The following is an 18282-nucleotide window of genomic DNA, read 5'->3' on the forward strand; positions in this document are numbered from 1 at the left end:
CGAACCACCTCAGGCCCGGATCGTCTCCAGGACGATCGGCCCGGGGGCCGGCGCGGTGTCCGCGACGGTGAACGCCCCGGTGAGCGCCTCCAGGGCCCCCGGCACCGCGGCGGGAGTGTCCGTGTGCAGCTCCAGCAACGGCTCCCCCGCCACTACCCGGTCGCCCGGTTTGGCGAGGCACAGGACGCCCGCGGCGGCCTGCACCGGGTCCTCCTTGCGCGCCCGCCCGGCGCCCAGGCGCCAGGCAGCGACACCGACGGCGTAAGCGTCGAGCGAAGCCACCACCCCCGAAGCCGGCGCCGGGACCACGTGGACGTGACCGGGCGCCGGCAGCGGGGCCGAAGGGTCACCGCCCTGGGCGGTGATCATCCGGCACCACACCTCGTACGCCTCACCCGAAGCGAGCACCGCGGCCGGATCCACTGAGGACAGCCCCGCGAGCGCAAGCATCTCCCGGGCCAGCGCCACCGTCAGCGCGACCACGTCGGCCGGACCGCCGCCCTGCAGAACGGACACCGACTCGGCGACCTCGACGGCGTTGCCGACGGCCCGGCCCAGAGGCACGTTCATGTCCGTGATCAACGCCGTCGTCGCGACACCGTGGGCCGAACCGATCGAGACCAAAGTGGAGGCCAGAACACGAGCGTCCTCGACGGTTTTCATGAAGGCACCCGAACCCGCCTTCACGTCCAGCACCAAGCCGGAAGCGCCCTCCGCGATCTTCTTCGACATGATCGACGACGCGATCAACGGCACCGACTCCACCGTCGACGTCACGTCCCGGAGGGCGTAGAGCTTCTTGTCCGCCGGAGCCAGGCCGTCGGTGGGCGCGCAGACGACCGCGCCCACCGAGGACAGCTGCGCGGAAATCTCCGACAACGACAACGCCGCGCGCCAGCCCGGGATCGACTCCAGTTTGTCGAGAGTCCCACCGGTGTGGCCGAGGCCGCGCCCCGACAGCTGGGGCACGGCGGCGCCGCAAGCAGCGACCAGCGGCGCCAGGGGCAACGTGATCTTGTCCCCGACGCCACCTGTCGAATGCTTGTCGACCGTCGGGCGCGACGCGGGCAAGGACAGCCGTGAGCCCGACTCGATCATCGCCAGCGTCCAGCGGGCGATCTCCTCGGCCGACATCCCTCGCAGGAAGATCGCCATGGCCAGCGCGGCCATCTGCTCTTCGGCCACCACGCCGCGTGTGTAGGCGTCCACGACCCAGTCGATCTGCGCGTCGGACAGCCGGCCGCCGTCGCGTTTGGTGCGGATGACGTCCACGGCCGTGAGGGTCACGGCAAGTCCTCCGGACCGAACGCGTCCGGCAGCACGTCCGACATCGGCAGCACGCCGCGCGGGGTGTCCACCAGGCACGCGGACCCGCCGAGTTCGAACAGGATCTGCCGGCAGCGCCCGCACGGCATGAGCAGTTCACCCTCGCCGCTGCGGCACGCGACGGCGACCAGTCGGCCGCCGCCGGAGAGCCGCAGCTGGCCGGCCATCGTGCATTCCGCACAGAGCCCCAGGCCGTACGAGGCGTTCTCGACGTTGCAGCCCGTCACGACGCGGCCGTCGTCCACGATGCCGGCAACGCCGACGTGCAGGCCCGAGTACGGCGCGTACGCCAGCGCAGCAGCCGAAACCGCCGAAGCGCGCAGCGCTTCCCAATCCACGTCAGCCATCAGTCGCCTTCACCTCGCCGGTACGGTGCGCCGTCGGCCTTCGGGGGCCGTAGCCGTTGCGACGCGACGGCCAGCACGATCAGCGTCACGAAGTGCGCCGTGTACGGGATCAGGTCGCTCGGCAGGGTGTCGTTCGTCCAGTAGATCGCGTACAGCACGCCCGCGCCGACCACGCCCAGGGCCGCCGCCAGCCACTGACGCCGGATCAGCTGCACCACCACGATGATGGCCAGCAGGATGACCGCGCCGTACAGCAGCGCGAGCACCGCCTCACCACCGCCGGCGAGCTGGAGACCGTCGGCGTACCCGAACAGCGCGGCGCCGCCGAGGAGGCCGCCCGGCCGCCAGTTGCCGAAGATCATCGCGGCGAGACCGATGTACCCGCGGCCGTTGGTCTGGTTCTCGAGGTAGTCCGCGCCGCCCTTGAGCAGCACCAGCGAAGCGCCACCCATGCCGGCGAAGCCGCCCGAGATCAGCACGCCCACGTACTTGTACCGGTAGACGTTGACGCCCAGCGATTCCGCGGCCACCGGGTTCTCGCCACAGGAGCGCAGCCGCAGGCCGAACCGCGTGCGCCACAGGATCCAGTAGCTCACCGGGACGAGGATGATCGCGAGCATCGTCAGCGGTGCGACCCCGGTGACGAGCCCGCGCAGGATGCCGGCGACGTCCGAGATGCCCACGCGCTGCTCGTTCTCGAGCGTGCCCAGCCAGTCGGACAGGCCCGACGCCGAGTACGTGTCGAACTTCGGCAACGGCGGCGACTGTCGCGGGTTGCCCGAGATCGGCTCGAAGATCAGGTTCGCGAGGTACTTCGCGACGCCGAGCCCCAGCAGGTTGATCGCCACACCGGAAACAATGTGGTTGACGTTGAACGTCACTGTCGCCACCGCGTGCAGCAGTCCGCCGAGCGCGCCGAACGCGATGGCCGCCAGCAAGCCGATCCACACACCGCCGTAGTACGCGCCCCAGGCCGCGCCCCACGTGCCGAGGATCATCATGCCCTCGAGGCCGATGTTGACCACACCCGCGCGCTCGGCCCACAGACCGCCCAGCGCGCACAGCAGGATCGGCAGGGCGAGCCGCACCGCGGTCGACGCCGTGTTGCTCGACGTCAGCGCCGAAACGCCGGTGGCGTAGGACGCCGTGGACATCACCGCGATCGAGACCACGGCCCAGATCACGCCGCGCAGCCAGCCCGGAACGCGGCGGCGCCGGCGCTCGACCGGCATCGGCATCCCGGCGTCGGGCTCCGGGCGGGAGAACTCCGTCACCTGGCTCACACCGCACCTCCTTCCGCGACCGACGCGGTCTTGCGCCCGTTGCGGCCGAGTGCCCGGCCCACCCTGCGTTGCTCGGCCGCCAGGTCGGCGCGGCGCACGATCTCGTACGCGACCACGACCGACAGCACGATGACACCCTGCATGATCGTCGCGATCTCCTTGGACACGTTGATCTGCTCCAGCGATACCGCGGAGGTGTCGAGGAACGCCCACAGCAGCGCGCCGAACGCGATGCCGCCGGGGTGGTTGCGGCCCAGCAGCGCGACGGCGATGCCGGTGAAGCCGTACATCTGTGTTGCCGTGATGCCGTAGCTGTAGTCGCGGCCGAGCAGCTCGGGCATGGCGACCAGGCCGGCCACCGCGCCCGAGAGGATCATCGCGATCAGCGTCATGCGCGTGGCGCTGACGCCGCCGGCCGTCGCGGCGGTCGACGACTCACCGCTGGCCTTGAGCTCGAAGCCGAACCGTGTGCGGTTGAGCATGAACCAGTACGCGATGCCGAGCGCGATCGCGATGAACACGAACCCGAACAGCACACCCGAGCCGATCGGGATGCCCGGGATCCGGCCCGACGGCGCGATCGTGCGCGTGCCGATGTTGTTGCCGGTCTGCACGCCGAACTGGTCGGCGTTGACGAGGAACGCGATGATGCCGGCGACGATCGAGTTCAGCATGATCGTCGAGATGACCTCGCTGACGCCGCGGGTCACCTTCAGCACCGCGGGGATCGTCGCGTACAGCGCGCCGGCGAGGACCGCGACGATCAAGATCACGATCGTGTGGATGACCGGCGGCAGCTGCAGCGCGCCGCCGATGATGGCCGCGACCACCGCCGCGAACCGGTACTGGCCCTCGACACCGATGTTGAACAGGTTCATCTGGAAGCCGATGGCCACCGCGAGCCCGGACAGGTAGTACACCGTCGCGAGGTTCACCGTGTCGACGGCGGTGGAGCCCTTGAACAGCTGCCCCACCATGGTCCCGTACGCCTGCAACGGGTCGGCGCCGGAGATGACGAGCGCGATCGCCGAGAGCACCACGGCGAACACGATCGCGAGCAGAGGCGGCAGCAGCCGCGTGCGCCACGAACTCATTGGTCCTCTTCACCTTCTTCGGCACCGGTCATGGCGGAACCGAGTTCCTGCGGGGTCACCGTCGCGGGGTTCGCCTCGCTCACGAGCCGCCCGCGCAGCATCACGCGGATCGTGTCGGACAGGCCGATCAGCTCGTCGAGGTCGGCGGAGATCAGCAGCACCGCCAGGCCCGCGGCGCGCGCCAGCCGGATCTGCTCCCAGATCAGGGCCTGCGCGCCGACGTCGACGCCGCGCGTCGGGTGCGACGCGATGAGCAGCACCGGGTTCCCGGACAGCTCGCGCCCGACGATCAGCTTCTGCTGGTTGCCGCCGGAGAGCGCGGCGGCCGGCACGTCGATGCCCGGCGTGCGCACGTCGTACTCGCGCACGATGCGCTCGGTGTCCCGGCGCGCACCGCCGATGTCGAGCAACCGTCCACTGGAGACCGGTTTCCGGGTCTGGTAGCCGAGGATCCGGTTGGCCCACAACGGCTGCGTGAGCAGGAGGCCGTGGCGCGTGCGGTCTTCGGCGATGTAGCCGATGCCCGCCTCGCGCCGGGCGAGCGTGCCCAGCTTCACCAGGTCGTGGGTGCCGCCGGCCTCGACGAGCTCGATGTGCCCGCCGCTGGTCTTGCGCATGCCCATGATCGCTTCGACGAGCTCGGTCTGGCCGTTGCCCTCGACGCCCGCGATGCCGAGCACCTCACCCGCGTGCACGGTGAAGTCGATGTCGTCGAGGATGCGCCGCTCGGAGTTCGGCGCCGTCATCTGCAGGCCGGTCACGCGCAGCACGGCCCGGTCGGTCACGGTCGACTCGCGGGTCTCCGGGCTCGGCAGCTCCGAGCCGACCATCATCTCCGCCAGCTCGCGGCTCGTGATGGTCTTCGGGTCGGTCGTGCCGACGGTGGTGCCGCGCCGGATCACCGTGACGGTGTCGGCGATCGCGCGCACCTCGTCGAGCTTGTGGGAGATGAAGAGGAACGTGTAACCGTCGGCCTGCATCTCGCGGACCGTGGCGAACAGCCCGTCCACTTCCTGCGGCACGAGCACGGCGGTCGGCTCGTCGAGGATGATGATCTTTGCGCCGCGGTAGAGCACCTTCACGATCTCGACGCGCTGGCGCTCGGCCACGCCGAGTTCCTCCAGCAGCTGATCAGGCTTGGCGTGCAACCCGGTCTGCTGCGAGAGCTTCGCGAGCCGGGCACGCGCGGCGCGCCCGATGCCGTGCAGCGCTTCGGCGCCGAGGAACACGTTCTCGGCCACGGTGAGGTTGTCGGCGAGCATGAAGTGCTGGTGCACCATGCCGATCCCGGCCCGGATGGCGTCCTGCGGGTTGCGCAGCTTCACCTCGGTGCCGTTGATCGCGATCGTGCCTTCGTCGGGCTGCTGCATCCCGTAGAGGATCTTCATCAGGGTCGACTTGCCAGCGCCGTTCTCGCCGCACAGGGCGTGGACCTCGCCCGCGGCCACGGTGAGGTTGACGTCGGAGTTGGCGACCACACCCGGGAAGCGTTTGGTGATCCCGGTCAGCTGGACGGCCGGGGTGCCCCGATCGGGGACGGCTTCGGCCTCGGCAGTGCTCATCGGTTGGGCATCCAGTTCTGGTCGAAACGCGTGAGGGCCCGGAAGGAAGATCCTTCCGAGCCCCGGCGCGTGCATGTACTACTTGGTCGGCTTGTCCGAAACCTGGATGGCGCCCGAGATGATCTGGGCCTTGTAACCTTCCAGCACGTCCTTGATGTCGTCGACCTTGCCACCCGAGGTGGCGTAGCCGACGCCGTCGACCTTCAGGTCGAAGCGCTTCGGCAGCACGCTGAGGTCGCCCTTCGCGTCGGCCTGCAGGAAGTCGAACACGGCGACGTCCACGCGCTTCATCATCGAGGTGAGGATGATGTCCTTGTCGGCGGCGACGGTGGCCTGGTTGTACTGGTCGGAGTCGACCCCGATGGCCAGCGCCTTGCCCGACGTCTTGGCGGCGTCGAACACGCCCTTACCGGAGGCACCCGCGGCGTGGTAGATCACGTCCGCGCCCTTGGCGATCTCGGCCGCGGCCTTGGCGTTGCCCTTCGGCGGGTCCTGGAAGCCGGAGAAGTCACCGGCCGGGGTCAGGTACTCGTCCTCGATCTTGACCTTGTTCGACACGGCCTTCGCGCCCTGCAGGTAGCCGGCCTCGAACTTCTGGATCAGCGGCGTGTTCACGCCACCGACGAAACCGATGTGGCAGGTCTTGCTCTTGTAGACGGCGGCGACGCCGGCCAGGAACGAGCCCTGCTCCTCCGCGAACACCAGCGGCGTCACGTTGGGGAGCTTGATGGTGTCGTCGTCGACGATCGCGAACTTGGTGTTCGGATGCTTCGGCGCGACGGCGGCGACCGAAGGCGCGTACGCGAAGCCGACGGCGATGATCGGGTTCATGCCCTGGTTCGCCATCTGCTCGAGCCGCTGCTGCTTGGCGGCTTCGCTCTCGCTCGGGCTCGCGGTGCTCTCACTCACGGTCGTGACGCCGAGCTCCGACTTCGCCTTGTCGACGCCGGCCGCGGCCGCGTCGTTGAACGAGGCGTCACCCCGGCCACCGATGTCGAAGGCCAGGCCGACCTTGAGCTTGCTGCCGTCGACCTTCTCGCCGGACGAGCTGCTCGTGGTGGCGGCGGCCGGAGCTGCCGGCGGCTTCGGAGCGGTGACGCAGCTCGTGTCCGAGCCGCCGCCCGAAGCGGTGTTGTTGCTGCTCCCACCGGTGTCCTTCGCGCACCCCGCCAAGGTCAGGACCCCAGCCATGGTCGCGGCGGCCAGCGCGGTTCCACGCATGCGACGCAACGTGTGTCTCCCTCCCCGCTGATCCAGCGGACGAATCGAGATCGACCCGGCCACAGTGCCGAGTTCAACCGCCAGACCGTACCCAACCGCCAGACGGGCGCCATAGGAAAGGCACGCTACGTAACACAAACGTTTACTCAGGGGTCCGATTCGCGACCGATCGTGTACTTACCGTGATCAACTGAATCCGGCATGCGGTCACCCGGAGTCACAGTCAGCCGCCGAGGTAACCGAGGTCGTGGGGTATCACCCGCTGGTGGAGCCGGCGTCGAAGGTGAAGAAGTGGCCGCACGCGGGCCGTCCGGCTCCGGCGCACCGGATCGCGCTGACCTCGAAGGGGTGACCGGGCGGTGCGACGGTCGCGCTTCCGGTCGCCGGCCTGGTAGTCGACGTCGAGCGAAAAAGCGACGTCGTCGCGCGTGGACAGGGACCGGAAGGTCATCACGACGTCCTCCTTGTCCTCGAGGTCGATCGACTTCGACGAGAAGTACGTGCCTTCGTACTTCGCGGCCCCGTGGTCGATCTCGAGCTGCCGGACGAGCAGTTGCGGGTCGTCGAAGTCGACCCCCCATCGGCTGGTGGTCGCTCGCGCCCTGCGGCGGGAACCGGAAAACGGTGCCGCCAGGCGGTGGTGCGCGGTGGACGCCGTCAGGCGTGATCCCGAGCAGCCGCACGTGCCGGGTCCGGTTTCCGCGCAGCACGATCTGCCAGGTCGCCTCCTGCAGCGGGACCGATCCGGCCGCCATCCTCCGCTGAGCGGCCGGAGAACCCGGGTTGCCGTAATCGCGCAGCACCGCCTGGTCGGCCGCGGAGGGGACGGAGGAGTCCGGCCGGACGAAGTCCTCGCCCTCGTCGCCAACGCGGGTTGGTGCGACGCGGACTCCCGGATGTCGGACTCGCCGGCGAGCTGGCACGCCTGGTCGGTGATCTCGTGCTGGTCGAAGACCTCGTGGAGCAGGGCTCCTGCGGAAGACGACGAGGATCGCGACCACGAGAGCCCCCGCGCCACCCGCGACCGGTTTCCAGAAGCGCCGCCAGAAGCTCCGCCGCGGCGCGGGCCTCGCTCACGTCGACGGCGGCCCGCCACGATCCGGTGATGTCGCGTGCCACCCATCGCCCGACCCGTTCGCACACCGAACCCGGCCATTCTCCGCAGCCGGGGAGGAAGGGGTCCGGAACGGCGGCTCCGGAACCCCGCCCGGACGATCTTCGCCCCGCCTGCGGCCGGCCCTCTCGCGAGCCCGCTCGGACCGGGCGTTGCGGACATCACGGAAGTGCGTTCACAACTGCCCTTTTTTCACTCACCGAAAGCCTCGGAACCGCCGTGCTGAATCGAACCGACCGGGCCGGAAACCCGCAGGTCGGATTGTCTGCCCACGGAGTCCGGTACGTGGTCGGCGCCACACGTCCGAGTGGTCCGCGACGCTCCCGGTGTCTGGTCCATCACAGAGACGAACCCGGAGGTGAGCCGGGTCGGGAAGGCGGGTCTAGCATCCACTCATCCACGCTCGATGGCCCTAGATCTCGGCACCGCTGCCGGAGTTGTCCCCAGTGGACCGACCCGGAAGCGAGTGCGGACCTCACCGGTCACCCGGGCACAACAGATGACGTTGGAGGCCGTTCACCGATGTCCACCACGGCGAGCACTGCCACCGAGGCAGGAGCGAGCGATCGGGCGGGTGCCTCACGCCGGCAGGGAACCTTTTACCGGGGCGACCCGGGCATGTGGTCCTGGGTGCTGCACCGCATCACCGGCGTGCTGACATTCTTCTTCCTGTTCGTGCACGTGCTCGACACCGCGCTCGTCCGCGTGTCGCCGAACACCTACGACCAGGTGATCGAGACGTACAAGACCCCGATCGTGAACCTGCTCGAGGTCGGTCTCGTCGGCGCGGTCCTCTTCCACGCTCTCAACGGCATCCGCGTCATGCTGGTCGACTTCTGGGCCAAGGGCCCGAAGTACCAGAAGACGATGCTGTGGGTGATCGGCGTCGTGTGGGTCGTCGTGATGATTCCGGGTGCGTTCTTCATGCTGAAGCGCACCGTCGAGACGCTCTTCGGGGGTGCCTGATCATGGCCGACCAACTCGTCATCGAATCGCCGCGCCAGCCGCGGCGACCGGCGGCCCGCCGCAGCAACAAAGAGCTGTACAGCTGGCTGTTCATGCGCATCTCGGGCCTCGCGCTGATCATCCTGGTGCTCGGCCACCTGCTGATCATGAACATCCTCGACGGCGGCGTGCACCGCATCAACTGGGGCTTCGTCGCCGGCCGCTGGGCCTCGCCGTTCTGGCAGTTCTGGGACCTCGCGATGTTGTGGCTCGCCGAAATCCACGGCGGCAACGGCCTGCGCACGATCATCGACGACTACGCGCGCAAGGACAACACGCGGTTCTGGCTGAAGATCCTGCTGTACGTCTCGATGGTCCTGATCCTGGCCGTCGGCACGCTGGTGATCTTCACGTTCGACCCCGAGATGCCCGCCAGCTAAGCGCACCCACCACCACACGTAGCGGAGTTCTTCCCCATGCAGGTCCACAAGTACGACGTGGTGATCGTCGGCGCCGGCGGCGCCGGCATGCGCGCGGCCATCGAAGCCGGCCAGCGCGCCCGCACCGCGGTCCTCACGAAGCTGTACCCGACGCGGTCCCACACCGGCGCGGCCCAGGGCGGCATGTGCGCCGCGCTGGCGAACGTCGAAGAGGACAACTGGGAGTGGCACACCTTCGACACCGTCAAGGGCGGTGACTACCTGGTCGACCAGGACGCGGCGGAGATCATGGCCAAGGAGGCCATCGACGCGGTCCTCGACCTGGAGAAGATGGGCCTGCCCTTCAACCGCACGCCCGAGGGCAAGATCGACCAGCGCCGGTTCGGCGGGCACACCCGTGACCACGGCAAGGCGGCCGTCCGCCGCGCCTGCTACGCCGCGGACCGCACCGGCCACATGATCCTCCAGACGCTGTACCAGAACTGCGTCAAGTACGGCACCGAGTTCTACAACGAGTTCTACGTGCTGGACCTCGTGCTGTCCGAGGACGACAACGGCAACCCGGTCGCCTCCGGCGTGGTCGCCTACGAGCTGGCCACCGGCGAGCTGCACGTCTTCCAGGCCAAGTCGATCGTGTTCGCCACCGGCGGTGCGGGCAAGATCTTCAAGACGACGTCGAACGCCCACACCCTCACCGGTGACGGCCTCGGCATCATCTTCCGCAAGGGCCTTCCGCTGGAGGACATGGAATTCTTCCAGTTCCACCCGACCGGTCTCGCGGGCCTGGGCATCCTGATCTCCGAAGCCGTCCGCGGCGAGGGCGGGATCCTGCGCAACGCCGACGGCGAGCGATTCATGGAGCGCTACGCCCCCACCATCAAGGACCTCGCGCCGCGCGACATCGTCGCCCGCTCGATGGTCCAGGAGGTGCTGCAGGGCCGCGGCATGGGCCCGAACAAGGACTACGTGGTCCTCGACGTCACGCACCTGCCGGTGGAGGTCCTCGAGACCAAGCTGCCGGACATCACCGAGTTCTCGCGCACCTACCTGGGTGTCGACCCGGTGAAGGAGCCGGTGCCGGTGTTCCCGACGTGCCACTACGTGATGGGCGGGATCCCGACCAACGTGCACGGCGAAGCCCTGCGCGACAACGAAAACGTGATCCCGGGCCTGTACGCGGCCGGCGAGGTCGCGTGCGTGTCGGTGCACGGTTCCAACCGCCTCGGCACCAACTCGCTGCTGGACATCAACGTGTTCGGCCGCCGCGCCGGCATCGCCGCCGCGGAGTACGCGCTCGCGCACGAGCACGTGGAACTGCCCGAGCTGCCGACCAAGCTGGTCGAGGACCAGCTGGCGGGGCTGCTTTCCGAGCACGGTGACGAGCGCGTCGCCGACATCCGCAAGGAAATGCAGCAGACGATGGACTCGCACGCTTCGGTGTACCGCACCGAAGACACGCTCAAGCAGGCGCTGACCGACATCCAGGCGCTCAAGGAGCGCTACGGCCGGATCACCGTGGCGGACAAGGGCAAGCGGTACAACACCGACCTGCTCGAGGCCGTCGAGCTGGGCTTCCTGCTCGAGCTGGCGGAGGTCCTCATCGTGGGTGCGCTGGCGCGCAAGGAGTCGCGCGGCGGCCACGCCCGCGAGGACTACCCGAACCGCGACGACACGAACTTCATGCGGCACACGATGGCGTACAAGCAGGGCGAGGGGCTGTCGGCCGACATCCGCCTCGACTACAAGCCGGTGACCTTCACGCGTTACGAACCGATGGAGCGGAAGTACTGATGACTGCGGCAACCACCGAAGAAGCTCCGGCGGCGGCGCAGGAGCACCAGCCGATCACGGTCACGCTGAAGATCCTCCGCTTCAACCCGGAGGTCGACAACGAGCCGCACTGGGAGTCCTACGACGTCCCGGCGCAGCCGACCGACCGTGTGCTGAACCTGCTGTTCTACGTCAAGGACTACATCGACGGGACGTTCTCGTTCCGCCGTTCGTGCGCCCACGGCGTGTGCGGTTCGGACGCCATGCAGATCAACGGGATCAACCGTTTGGCCTGCAAGGTGCTCATGAAGGACCTGCTCGAGTCCGGCGGCAAGAAGACCGTCATCTCCATCGCGCCGATCAAGGGTCTGACGACGCTGAAGGACCTGTACGTCGACATGGACCCGTTCTTCGAGGCGTACCGGGCCGTGAAGCCGTACCTGATCAACTACGGTCACGAGCCGTCCCGCGAGCGCATCCAGTCCCAGGCCGACCGCGACCGCTTCGACGACACCACCAAGTGCATCCTCTGCGCCTGCTGCACGTCGTCCTGCCCGGTCTACTGGAACGACGGCTCGTACTTCGGCCCGGCCGCCATCGTCAACGCGCACCGCTTCATCTTCGACTCGCGCGATGACGCGGCCGAGGAGCGCCTCGACATCCTCAACGACTCAGAGGGTGTCTGGCGGTGCCGAACGACGTTCAACTGCACGGACGCCTGCCCACGGGGGATTCAGGTGACGAAGGCCATTCAGGAAGTGAAGCGCGCACTGCTGTTCAAGCGCGTCTGAGAAATTCGTGGTCCAGAGGCCCTCACCCGGCTCCCGGGTGGGGGCCTTTCGGCGTATTGGGCGCCGTAAATTCAGACATAACTCGCCTGTTCGGCGCTTACACGACCGTGCGTTACTGGGCTATTCTTACGCGTTACCGATGTCTCGGACGGTCGTGCGACGGGGAACGAACAGATGAGCGCAGGTGCAGAACTGCGGAAGGTGCTTTCACAGCACTTGGCGCCGTTTATCGCCGATCTCGAAGAACTGGTGTTCCGGTATGGCTACTTGCGGGTGTTCGCCGCGACGGTGGCGGCGCTCGGCAGCGTGGGCCTGCTCGGCGAAGTGCTCGGCATGGAGTGGTTGCGCACGACGTTCGCCAGCATCGCGGGCGGGTTGTTCGTCATCGCCAGCGCGATTTCCTTCGCCGGAACCCACAAACTCCGTACGCGAGTGCAACACAGCGAGGAACTTCTTCACAACTACGCCGACGCGCTCGCCGTGCGGACGCGCAAGCCCATCGCCGTCCAGGAGTGGAAGCAGGAGGTGACCATCGAAGACAACGGCGACGCGTTCTGCCGGCGAGTGCTCGTACTCCACGAGGCGAACGACAACGTTCCGCGGTACCTCTCGGTGAACCTTGTTTACTACGGCTCCACGCCGTTGTCGGAACGCAGCCGGAGACTGGTCGAGTGCAAGGCTTTCCACGCCGGCCCTGAAGATCTCGATCAGCGCACCCGCGCCAATGCGACGTCCATCTGGTCCTCTTCCTCGAACGGGAAACCGAAACTCGACCTGTACATCCACCTCGGCACCGCGGTGCAGGAGGGCGATGTGGTCACCGTCGAATGGACGTGGCCGAAGTACTCGGTGGATTTGATGACGGGAGCGGAACCCGAGGCGTTCGACGTGCTGTTCACCAAGGAGGTCAGCAAGTTCGAACACCGCGTGATCTTCCGCAACGTCAAACACGACAGCATGTTCGTGGTCCGGAACCAAGGGGCGCAGGGACTGCGGCGGATCCGCCAGGGCAAGGACGTGATCGTGGAGTTCTCCGCCGCGAACCCGAAGATGGCTCACCGGATGGGGTTCATCGCAGATTACTCACGGCAAGGCTGAGCACAGAAAAGGGCCCGGAGCCGAGGCTCCGGGCCCTTTTCGGGTGTGCGATCGGGTGGACCGATCAGTTCCCACCCGTTTCGGAGCCGCCGCCGTGCATACGAAGTCCATTCACATTACCGAGCCGCCTCTTCACGGCCCTCCGGGAGCGCTGACACTACCCGGTCGCCGGTCGGTCGGCATGACGGGCCACCCGTCGGGAAATCCGGTTACCGAGGGGCGTCGGGTGCATTCACCAAGCCATGACCGGAGAACGTGTTGTGCTTCGCCGAAGCGCACCGGACGAGCCCGGCTCCGGCGTGGACACGGCAGGTGCCCGGCGCTGCGCGGATCGGCTCGAGCGAACGCGCGAAGCGGGTGCGCTGCCCGCCCGAGTACGCCCGTCACGGCCGCAGCCTACGTCAGGCACGACAGAAGCCGGGCGCGCCACGCCGAAAGTGGCGACGAGAGCGGCAGGCGGCAACCCGACGCGACGTACCGCCGAACAGCACGTACCGCGAACGCAATGAGCTCAGGCGCCGGGAGAAGTCTGTTCCTTCGATCGGGCGGCGCGCGAAGCCCGCAGCGCCCGCCAGCCGATGACGCCGATGATCGTGCCGAGCACGAAGGAAACGACCGTCAGCACGGCGTGCACGATGAAGTACCCGGTGGCCGAGCCGTCCGCCGCCCAGGACTGGTCGCTCGCCCAGAGGTTCTTGGCGAAGGTGATCCAGATGATCCAGGACCACACCCCGAAGGCGAGAAAGAAGATCGCTGTACCTCGCGAAATACGCATGTCCTTGAGTATGCAACCGGCACCGCGACGCTAGATTGCGTGGGTGCACAGCGCATTCCCCACGTCACTTCGGGTTCTCGCCGCGACGCTCACCGCCGGCCTCCTGGCCGTCGCCGCGCCCGCCGCCGCGACGGCGGCCACGCCCGCGCCCGCGCAGGCCCAGCCGTGCGCGGACCAGTCCGCGCCGCCGCCCCCGGTGGACACGTCGGAGAGGCCTGCACCGGGCAAGCCGGCACCGGCGCCGCTGCCCGTGCCGAACGAACCCGTCGGCGGGATCCTGATGGGCGGCTGCGGGCTGGTCCTGCCCGGGGGCGCACCGAACCCGCCGGACGGTGACACGGCCGCTTCCTGGCTCGTGCAAGACCTCGACACCGGCGACGTCATCGCGGCGAAGGACCCGCACGCGCGCGAGCGGCCGGCGTCGCTCATCAAAACGCTGCTCGCGCTCGTGGTCACCACGGAGCTCAAGCCCGACCGGATCGTGGTGCCGACGAAGGAGGACGCCGAGCAGGAGTGCACCTGCGTCGGCATCGTCGCGGGCGGGCGCTACACCGTCGACCAGCTGCTGCACGGTTTGCTGATGCACTCGGGCAACGACGTCGCCCACGCGTTCGCCACGGCGCTCGGCGGCGTCGACGCGACCACCACGAAGATGAACCTGCTGGCCAAGCGCATCGGCGCGACCGACACGCGCGCGGCCACGCCATCAGGCCTCGACGGGCCGGGCATGTCGACGTCGGCCTACGACCTGAGCCTGATCTTCCACTACGCGATGAAGCAGCAGGAGTTCGCGCAGGCCGTCGCCACGAAGGCGTACACGATTCCGGCGATCGGCGGGAAACCCGCCATTCCGGTCTACAACGACAACAAGCTCCTCGGCGTCTACCCCGGCTTCCTCGGCGGCAAGACGGGCTTCACCGACGACGCCCGCCACACCTACGTCGGCGCCGCGCAGCGCGACGGCCACCGGCTCGCCGTCGTGATGATGCGCGCCGAGCAGCGGCCCACGCGGGTCGTCGACCAGGCGGCGAAGCTGCTCGACTATGGCTTCGCGCTGCACGAGAACCACGCGGCGCCGGTCGGGCGCATCGCGTACGAAGCACTTGTCGCGACGGCACCGCCCGCTCCCCCGGCCAACGTCGCCGCCGCGGGCGCGGGGTCGACCGCCGCACCGGCGAAGAACGACTCGTTCGGCACCACGGGCTGGATCCTCACGCTGGTGGTGTTCGTCGTCATCGTCGCCGGGTTCGTGATCGGGTACCAGCGCAAGAAGCAGGCGCGGGGCTAACCAGTGGTGTCCGGGGACGTTGTCCTTGGGTGAGGTCGGCCTGTCGTCGCGTCCGGGCAGATCGTCGAGCACGGCTGGCGCGCCACCACCGCGGCGCGGATCTTCCTGGTCGCCCCACGCACGGCCCGCAAGTGGGTGATCCGCTATCGCGACGAAGGAGCGGCCGGCATGGTCGGCCGCAGCTCCCGACGACAGCACAGCCCCACCCGACACCTGGAGTACTCGTGCGCCGGATCGCGGCCCTGCGGGAGCACCAGCGGCTCGGACCGGCACAGATCGGTGGCCGGCTCGCCTCCACCGCGCGCGGTACTGACCCGCTGCCGGATCAACCCCCGCATCGACCGGGTCACCGGCGAACCGTTGCGTCGCTGCGAACACGACCACCCCGGCTCACTCATCCACGTCGACGTCACCAAGTTCGGCAACATCCCGACGGCGGCGGCTGGCGCTACGTCGGCAAATCGCGGGCAAACGCCGCACACAGACCGCGCACCGCACCGGGCAACGCGACCGACGCCGTAGCGCCATCGGCGGCCACCCACCCATCACCCGACCAACTACCCTGCCTGGACATACATCACAGCTAACCCCGCCTGCGCCCGAACCAGCCGAGCAGGGCGCCCACGCCGAACACGCCCGCGGCGGCGCCCATGCCGAACCCGCGCTGGACGGTCACGCGCGGCTCCAGCAGCACCGGCGCCGGCGGGCGCACGACCTTGCGCTGGTTCTCGCGCGCCGTCGCCGTCCACGCGGTCACGAGGAGCAGGAAGCGCGACACGAGGTTCGCGAACACCAGCAGACCGATGATCGGGCCGAAGATGGCGGCGGCCGGCGACTGCGTCACGCTCTTGAGGTAGATCGTGGCGACCTGCTGCAGGATCACGAACCCGATCGCGGCGACGATCGCGCCCGTCACCGCGCTGCGCATCGCCACGTGCTCACGCGGCAGGCGCGCGATGACCCACAGGAACACGAGCGCGTTGGCGGCCAGGCCGAGGATGATCGTGGCCACCCGCAGCACCCAGACCGCCCACGTCTGGTCCTGAAGGCCGACCAGCTCCAGCAGGTACTGACCGACGCCGCTGCCCGCGGCCGTCACGGCGAACGACACGATGAGCGCGATGCCCAAGCCGACGAGGGACAGCAGGTCCTTGATCGTCGTCTTCACGAACGGCTGCTGCTTCTTCTCCTGGCCCCACTGCGCTGTGAGGGCATCGCGGAGGTTCGACATCCAGCCTATTCCCGAGTAGAGGGCCAGCAGGAGACCGAAGATCCCGATGCCGCTGCCCGAAGAGATGGCCGCGTTCACGATGGTCATGACGAGGTCCTGCAGGCCTTCCGGCACCGAGTTCTTGATTCCGTCGGTGATCTTGCCGATCACGGCCTGGTTGCCGCCCACGACCTTGCCGATGACGGTGAACGCCACCATGAAGATGGGGAACACCGAGAGCACGCTGAAGTACGTGATGGCGGCGGCGTAGTGGTTGCCGTAGTGCTCGCCGAAGGATTCGTTGGCTCGGATCAGGTGATCCAGCCACGGGTACTTCCGCCGCAGCCGAGGCAGCAGCTTCTCCTGGTCACCGTTTTTGTTCGCCACCGTAAAACGCTAACCACGGTGGGTGAGGGCCGCAACGCGAGCGGGCCCGCGCGGGTCAGGCGATGCTGGTCAGAAAGGCGCGGTACGCGTCGTCCACCCGGCCGGAGGACGTTCCGACGACCCGCGCCCGCGGCCGCTTCGAGGAACGCTTCGAGCCGGTCATACAGCGCGGCGACCTCGGCGGTACCGGTTTCGTGGTGCTCGGGCCGAAGTGGGCGCTCGGCGAAGCGGCGCAGCACGTTGTCGCGGGTGTCCCAGAGGACGACCTCGAAGAACTCCGCTCCGACGTCGTGCGCGAGTTCTTCAAGCCGCACCAGGAACTCCGAGCGGGCCAGCAGTTGCGGGACGACCACGTCGTGGCCTGCCGTCAGGTGCGCGCGGGCGGCAGCGAGTGCCAGTTCACGCGCGGCGAGGCCCGACTCGCGCGGCTGCTCGCGCCAGCCGCCGACGAGGGAGCGCACGCGGTCGACGTCGAGGTTCAGCGTCGGCGGGCACGACTCGGCGAACCGCTCCGCGACGGTCGACTTGCCGATCGCGGGCGGTCCGTTGAGGACGATCAGGCGCACCTAGACCCCGCGGAAGCTCTGCGCGATCTGCTGCCCGGCGGGCAGCAGCGCGCTGGTGGCCTCCCCGAGCGCGAGCCCGTTGGGATGTCCGTCGTGATCGGCCAGCTGCAGCTCGAACGCGAAGCGGCCCTTGCGGAAGATCAGCACGCCACGGGTCTTCACCGACAGGGTGTCGGTCATGATCTTCGACTCGTCGCCGACCTGGGCCGCCGGAGCCTGCCCGCCGTGCGCGCCCGCGATGTTCTCGACGTACTTCTTCGCCCCGTCCTCGGAGAGGAAGCTCGTGACCCGCAGTGCGAGCGCCTTGCGGGAGAGCTCGTCGTCCTGACCGGTGCCGCGTTCGCACTCGAGAGCCACGTAGTTGTACGGCTGCGTCTCGTGCGGGAAGACGACATCGCCGACCGAGGTGCCCGGCAGCTCGGAGACGAGCGGCGAGGCGTCCGCGCCGATCGGAGGGGTGACGACGTCGGGCGTGAGCAGCGGGCACGGCTGCGCGACCGGCTGCGGGAACACCGGGCTCGAGTAGTCGATCGTGCTCGGGCCGGCGGGGTGGCGGGTCTGCGCCTGGAGGTTCTGCATGACCCGCTTGGCGATGGCCTGCAGCTGGCCCGCGTTGCCGGGACCCTTGAGGTCGAAGTCGAAACTGGCCACGGTGTCACCGAGGACCACGGCCGCCTCGCCCGACGCGTCCGGCTCCGGGACGTCGCGGCGCTTCGAGAACAGCCTGACCGAGCCGAGCGTGATGCTCGGGTGCACGCCGTCGTAGGCAGCGGCCGCCCCGGCGGCCGACGGCACGTACGCCGGCTGCGAGACGGCGACGGCCAGGGTTTCCTGCAGCGTGCCGTCCGCGGAGCGGAGGCTGTAGTTGAACTTGTCGAGCGCCAGGCCGCCGGCCTGCGAGTACGTGATGGCCGAGGTCTTGAGCGGACCCGGACCGTCACCGACGAGGTAGCTGCGCTGGAAGGTGACGACGTTCGGGTCCGGCCGCGGGTCGACCTTCACCCCGAGCGAAGTGAGGTCGGTCCACGACAGCAGGTTGCACGCCTCGATCACCGGCTTGCCGCC

Annotated in this window: 17 protein-coding genes and 1 pseudogene; 7 read left to right on the top strand and 11 right to left on the bottom strand. The window is 68.6% G+C overall.

Annotated elements, in window-relative coordinates; genetic code table 11:
• Positions 1-9: 9 nt before the first annotated feature.
• The 7 genes from I6J71_RS39800 to I6J71_RS39830 all read right to left on the bottom strand — a co-directional run bounded on the left by I6J71_RS39800 (position 10) and on the right by I6J71_RS39830 (position 7284).
• Entirely contained in the window at positions 10-1287 is a 1278-nt protein-coding gene (locus I6J71_RS39800; RefSeq protein WP_204091574.1) for a thymidine phosphorylase, read from the bottom strand.
• The gene (locus tag I6J71_RS39805; RefSeq protein WP_204091575.1) at positions 1284-1673 is read right to left on the bottom strand and encodes a cytidine deaminase; all 390 of its coding nucleotides are present in this window, start codon (positions 1671-1673) and stop codon (positions 1284-1286) included. The genes I6J71_RS39800 and I6J71_RS39805 overlap by 4 nt, the downstream gene beginning before the upstream one ends.
• On the bottom strand, positions 1673-2911 hold the full coding sequence (locus I6J71_RS39810) for an ABC transporter permease (RefSeq protein WP_204097469.1): 1239 nt from the start codon (positions 2909-2911) through the stop codon (positions 1673-1675). The genes I6J71_RS39805 and I6J71_RS39810 overlap by 1 nt, the downstream gene beginning before the upstream one ends.
• Before the next feature lie 41 nt (positions 2912-2952).
• On the bottom strand, positions 2953-4050 hold the full coding sequence (locus I6J71_RS39815) for an ABC transporter permease (RefSeq protein ID WP_204091576.1): 1098 nt from the start codon (positions 4048-4050) through the stop codon (positions 2953-2955).
• Positions 4047-5612 (bottom strand): ABC transporter ATP-binding protein, encoded by a 1566-nt coding sequence (locus tag I6J71_RS39820; RefSeq protein WP_204091577.1) that lies wholly within the window; start codon positions 5610-5612, stop codon positions 4047-4049. Before I6J71_RS39820 ends, I6J71_RS39815 begins: the two co-directional genes overlap by 4 nt.
• 78 nt (positions 5613-5690) lie before the next feature.
• Positions 5691-6833: a BMP family protein gene (locus I6J71_RS39825; protein WP_204091578.1), complete on the bottom strand. Its 1143-nt coding sequence runs from the start codon at positions 6831-6833 to the stop codon at positions 5691-5693.
• A gap of 223 nt (positions 6834-7056) precedes the next feature.
• On the bottom strand, positions 7057-7284 hold the full coding sequence (locus tag I6J71_RS39830) for a hypothetical protein (RefSeq protein ID WP_204091579.1): 228 nt from the start codon (positions 7282-7284) through the stop codon (positions 7057-7059).
• 1185 nt (positions 7285-8469) lie between these two features.
• Between I6J71_RS39830 and sdhC the strand changes: the two genes are divergently transcribed.
• The 5 genes from sdhC to I6J71_RS39855 all read left to right on the top strand — a co-directional run bounded on the left by sdhC (position 8470) and on the right by I6J71_RS39855 (position 12991).
• Complete coding sequence (sdhC, locus tag I6J71_RS39835; protein WP_204091580.1) at positions 8470-8913, top strand: succinate dehydrogenase, cytochrome b556 subunit; 444 nt, start codon at positions 8470-8472, stop codon at positions 8911-8913.
• A 2-nt stretch (positions 8914-8915) separates the two neighbouring features.
• Positions 8916-9332 (top strand): succinate dehydrogenase hydrophobic membrane anchor subunit, encoded by a 417-nt coding sequence (locus tag I6J71_RS39840; RefSeq protein WP_204091581.1) that lies wholly within the window; start codon positions 8916-8918, stop codon positions 9330-9332.
• Positions 9333-9368: 36 nt separating this feature from the next.
• Positions 9369-11123 (top strand): succinate dehydrogenase flavoprotein subunit, encoded by a 1755-nt coding sequence (sdhA, locus tag I6J71_RS39845; RefSeq protein ID WP_204091582.1) that lies wholly within the window; start codon positions 9369-9371, stop codon positions 11121-11123.
• Positions 11123-11893: a succinate dehydrogenase iron-sulfur subunit gene (locus tag I6J71_RS39850; protein WP_204091583.1), complete on the top strand. Its 771-nt coding sequence runs from the start codon at positions 11123-11125 to the stop codon at positions 11891-11893. The genes sdhA and I6J71_RS39850 overlap by 1 nt, the downstream gene beginning before the upstream one ends.
• A 174-nt stretch (positions 11894-12067) precedes the next feature.
• Positions 12068-12991 (top strand): hypothetical protein, encoded by a 924-nt coding sequence (locus I6J71_RS39855; protein ID WP_204091584.1) that lies wholly within the window; start codon positions 12068-12070, stop codon positions 12989-12991.
• 511 nt (positions 12992-13502) lie between these two features.
• Here the strand turns inward: I6J71_RS39855 and I6J71_RS39860 are convergent.
• Complete coding sequence (locus tag I6J71_RS39860) at positions 13503-13766, bottom strand: SCO4848 family membrane protein (protein WP_204091585.1); 264 nt, start codon at positions 13764-13766, stop codon at positions 13503-13505.
• Between the two features lie 43 nt (positions 13767-13809).
• On the opposite strand from I6J71_RS39860, the gene I6J71_RS39865 reads away from it, so the two are divergent.
• Complete coding sequence (locus I6J71_RS39865; RefSeq protein ID WP_239154177.1) at positions 13810-15054, top strand: D-alanyl-D-alanine carboxypeptidase family protein; 1245 nt, start codon at positions 13810-13812, stop codon at positions 15052-15054.
• Positions 15055-15114: 60 nt separating this feature from the next.
• A pseudogene (locus tag I6J71_RS39870) lies at positions 15115-15557 on the top strand (leucine zipper domain-containing protein); the annotation flags it as partial.
• 80 nt (positions 15558-15637) lie between these two features.
• On the opposite strand, the gene I6J71_RS39875 reads toward I6J71_RS39870, so the two are convergent.
• The 3 genes from I6J71_RS39875 to I6J71_RS39885 are packed head-to-tail and all read right to left on the bottom strand — an operon-like array spanning position 15638 to position 18270.
• Complete coding sequence (locus I6J71_RS39875; RefSeq protein WP_204091586.1) at positions 15638-16651, bottom strand: YhjD/YihY/BrkB family envelope integrity protein; 1014 nt, start codon at positions 16649-16651, stop codon at positions 15638-15640.
• Complete coding sequence (locus tag I6J71_RS39880) at positions 16576-17217, bottom strand: AAA family ATPase (RefSeq protein WP_370542040.1); 642 nt, start codon at positions 17215-17217, stop codon at positions 16576-16578. The genes I6J71_RS39875 and I6J71_RS39880 overlap by 76 nt, the downstream gene beginning before the upstream one ends.
• Entirely contained in the window at positions 17218-18270 is a 1053-nt protein-coding gene (locus I6J71_RS39885) for a hypothetical protein (RefSeq protein ID WP_204091587.1), read from the bottom strand.
• Positions 18271-18282 lie beyond the last annotated feature (12 nt).

The sequence above is a fragment of the Amycolatopsis sp. FDAARGOS 1241 genome (assembly GCF_016889705.1).
In the GTDB taxonomy this organism is placed as follows: Bacteria; Actinomycetota; Actinomycetes; order Mycobacteriales; family Pseudonocardiaceae; genus Amycolatopsis.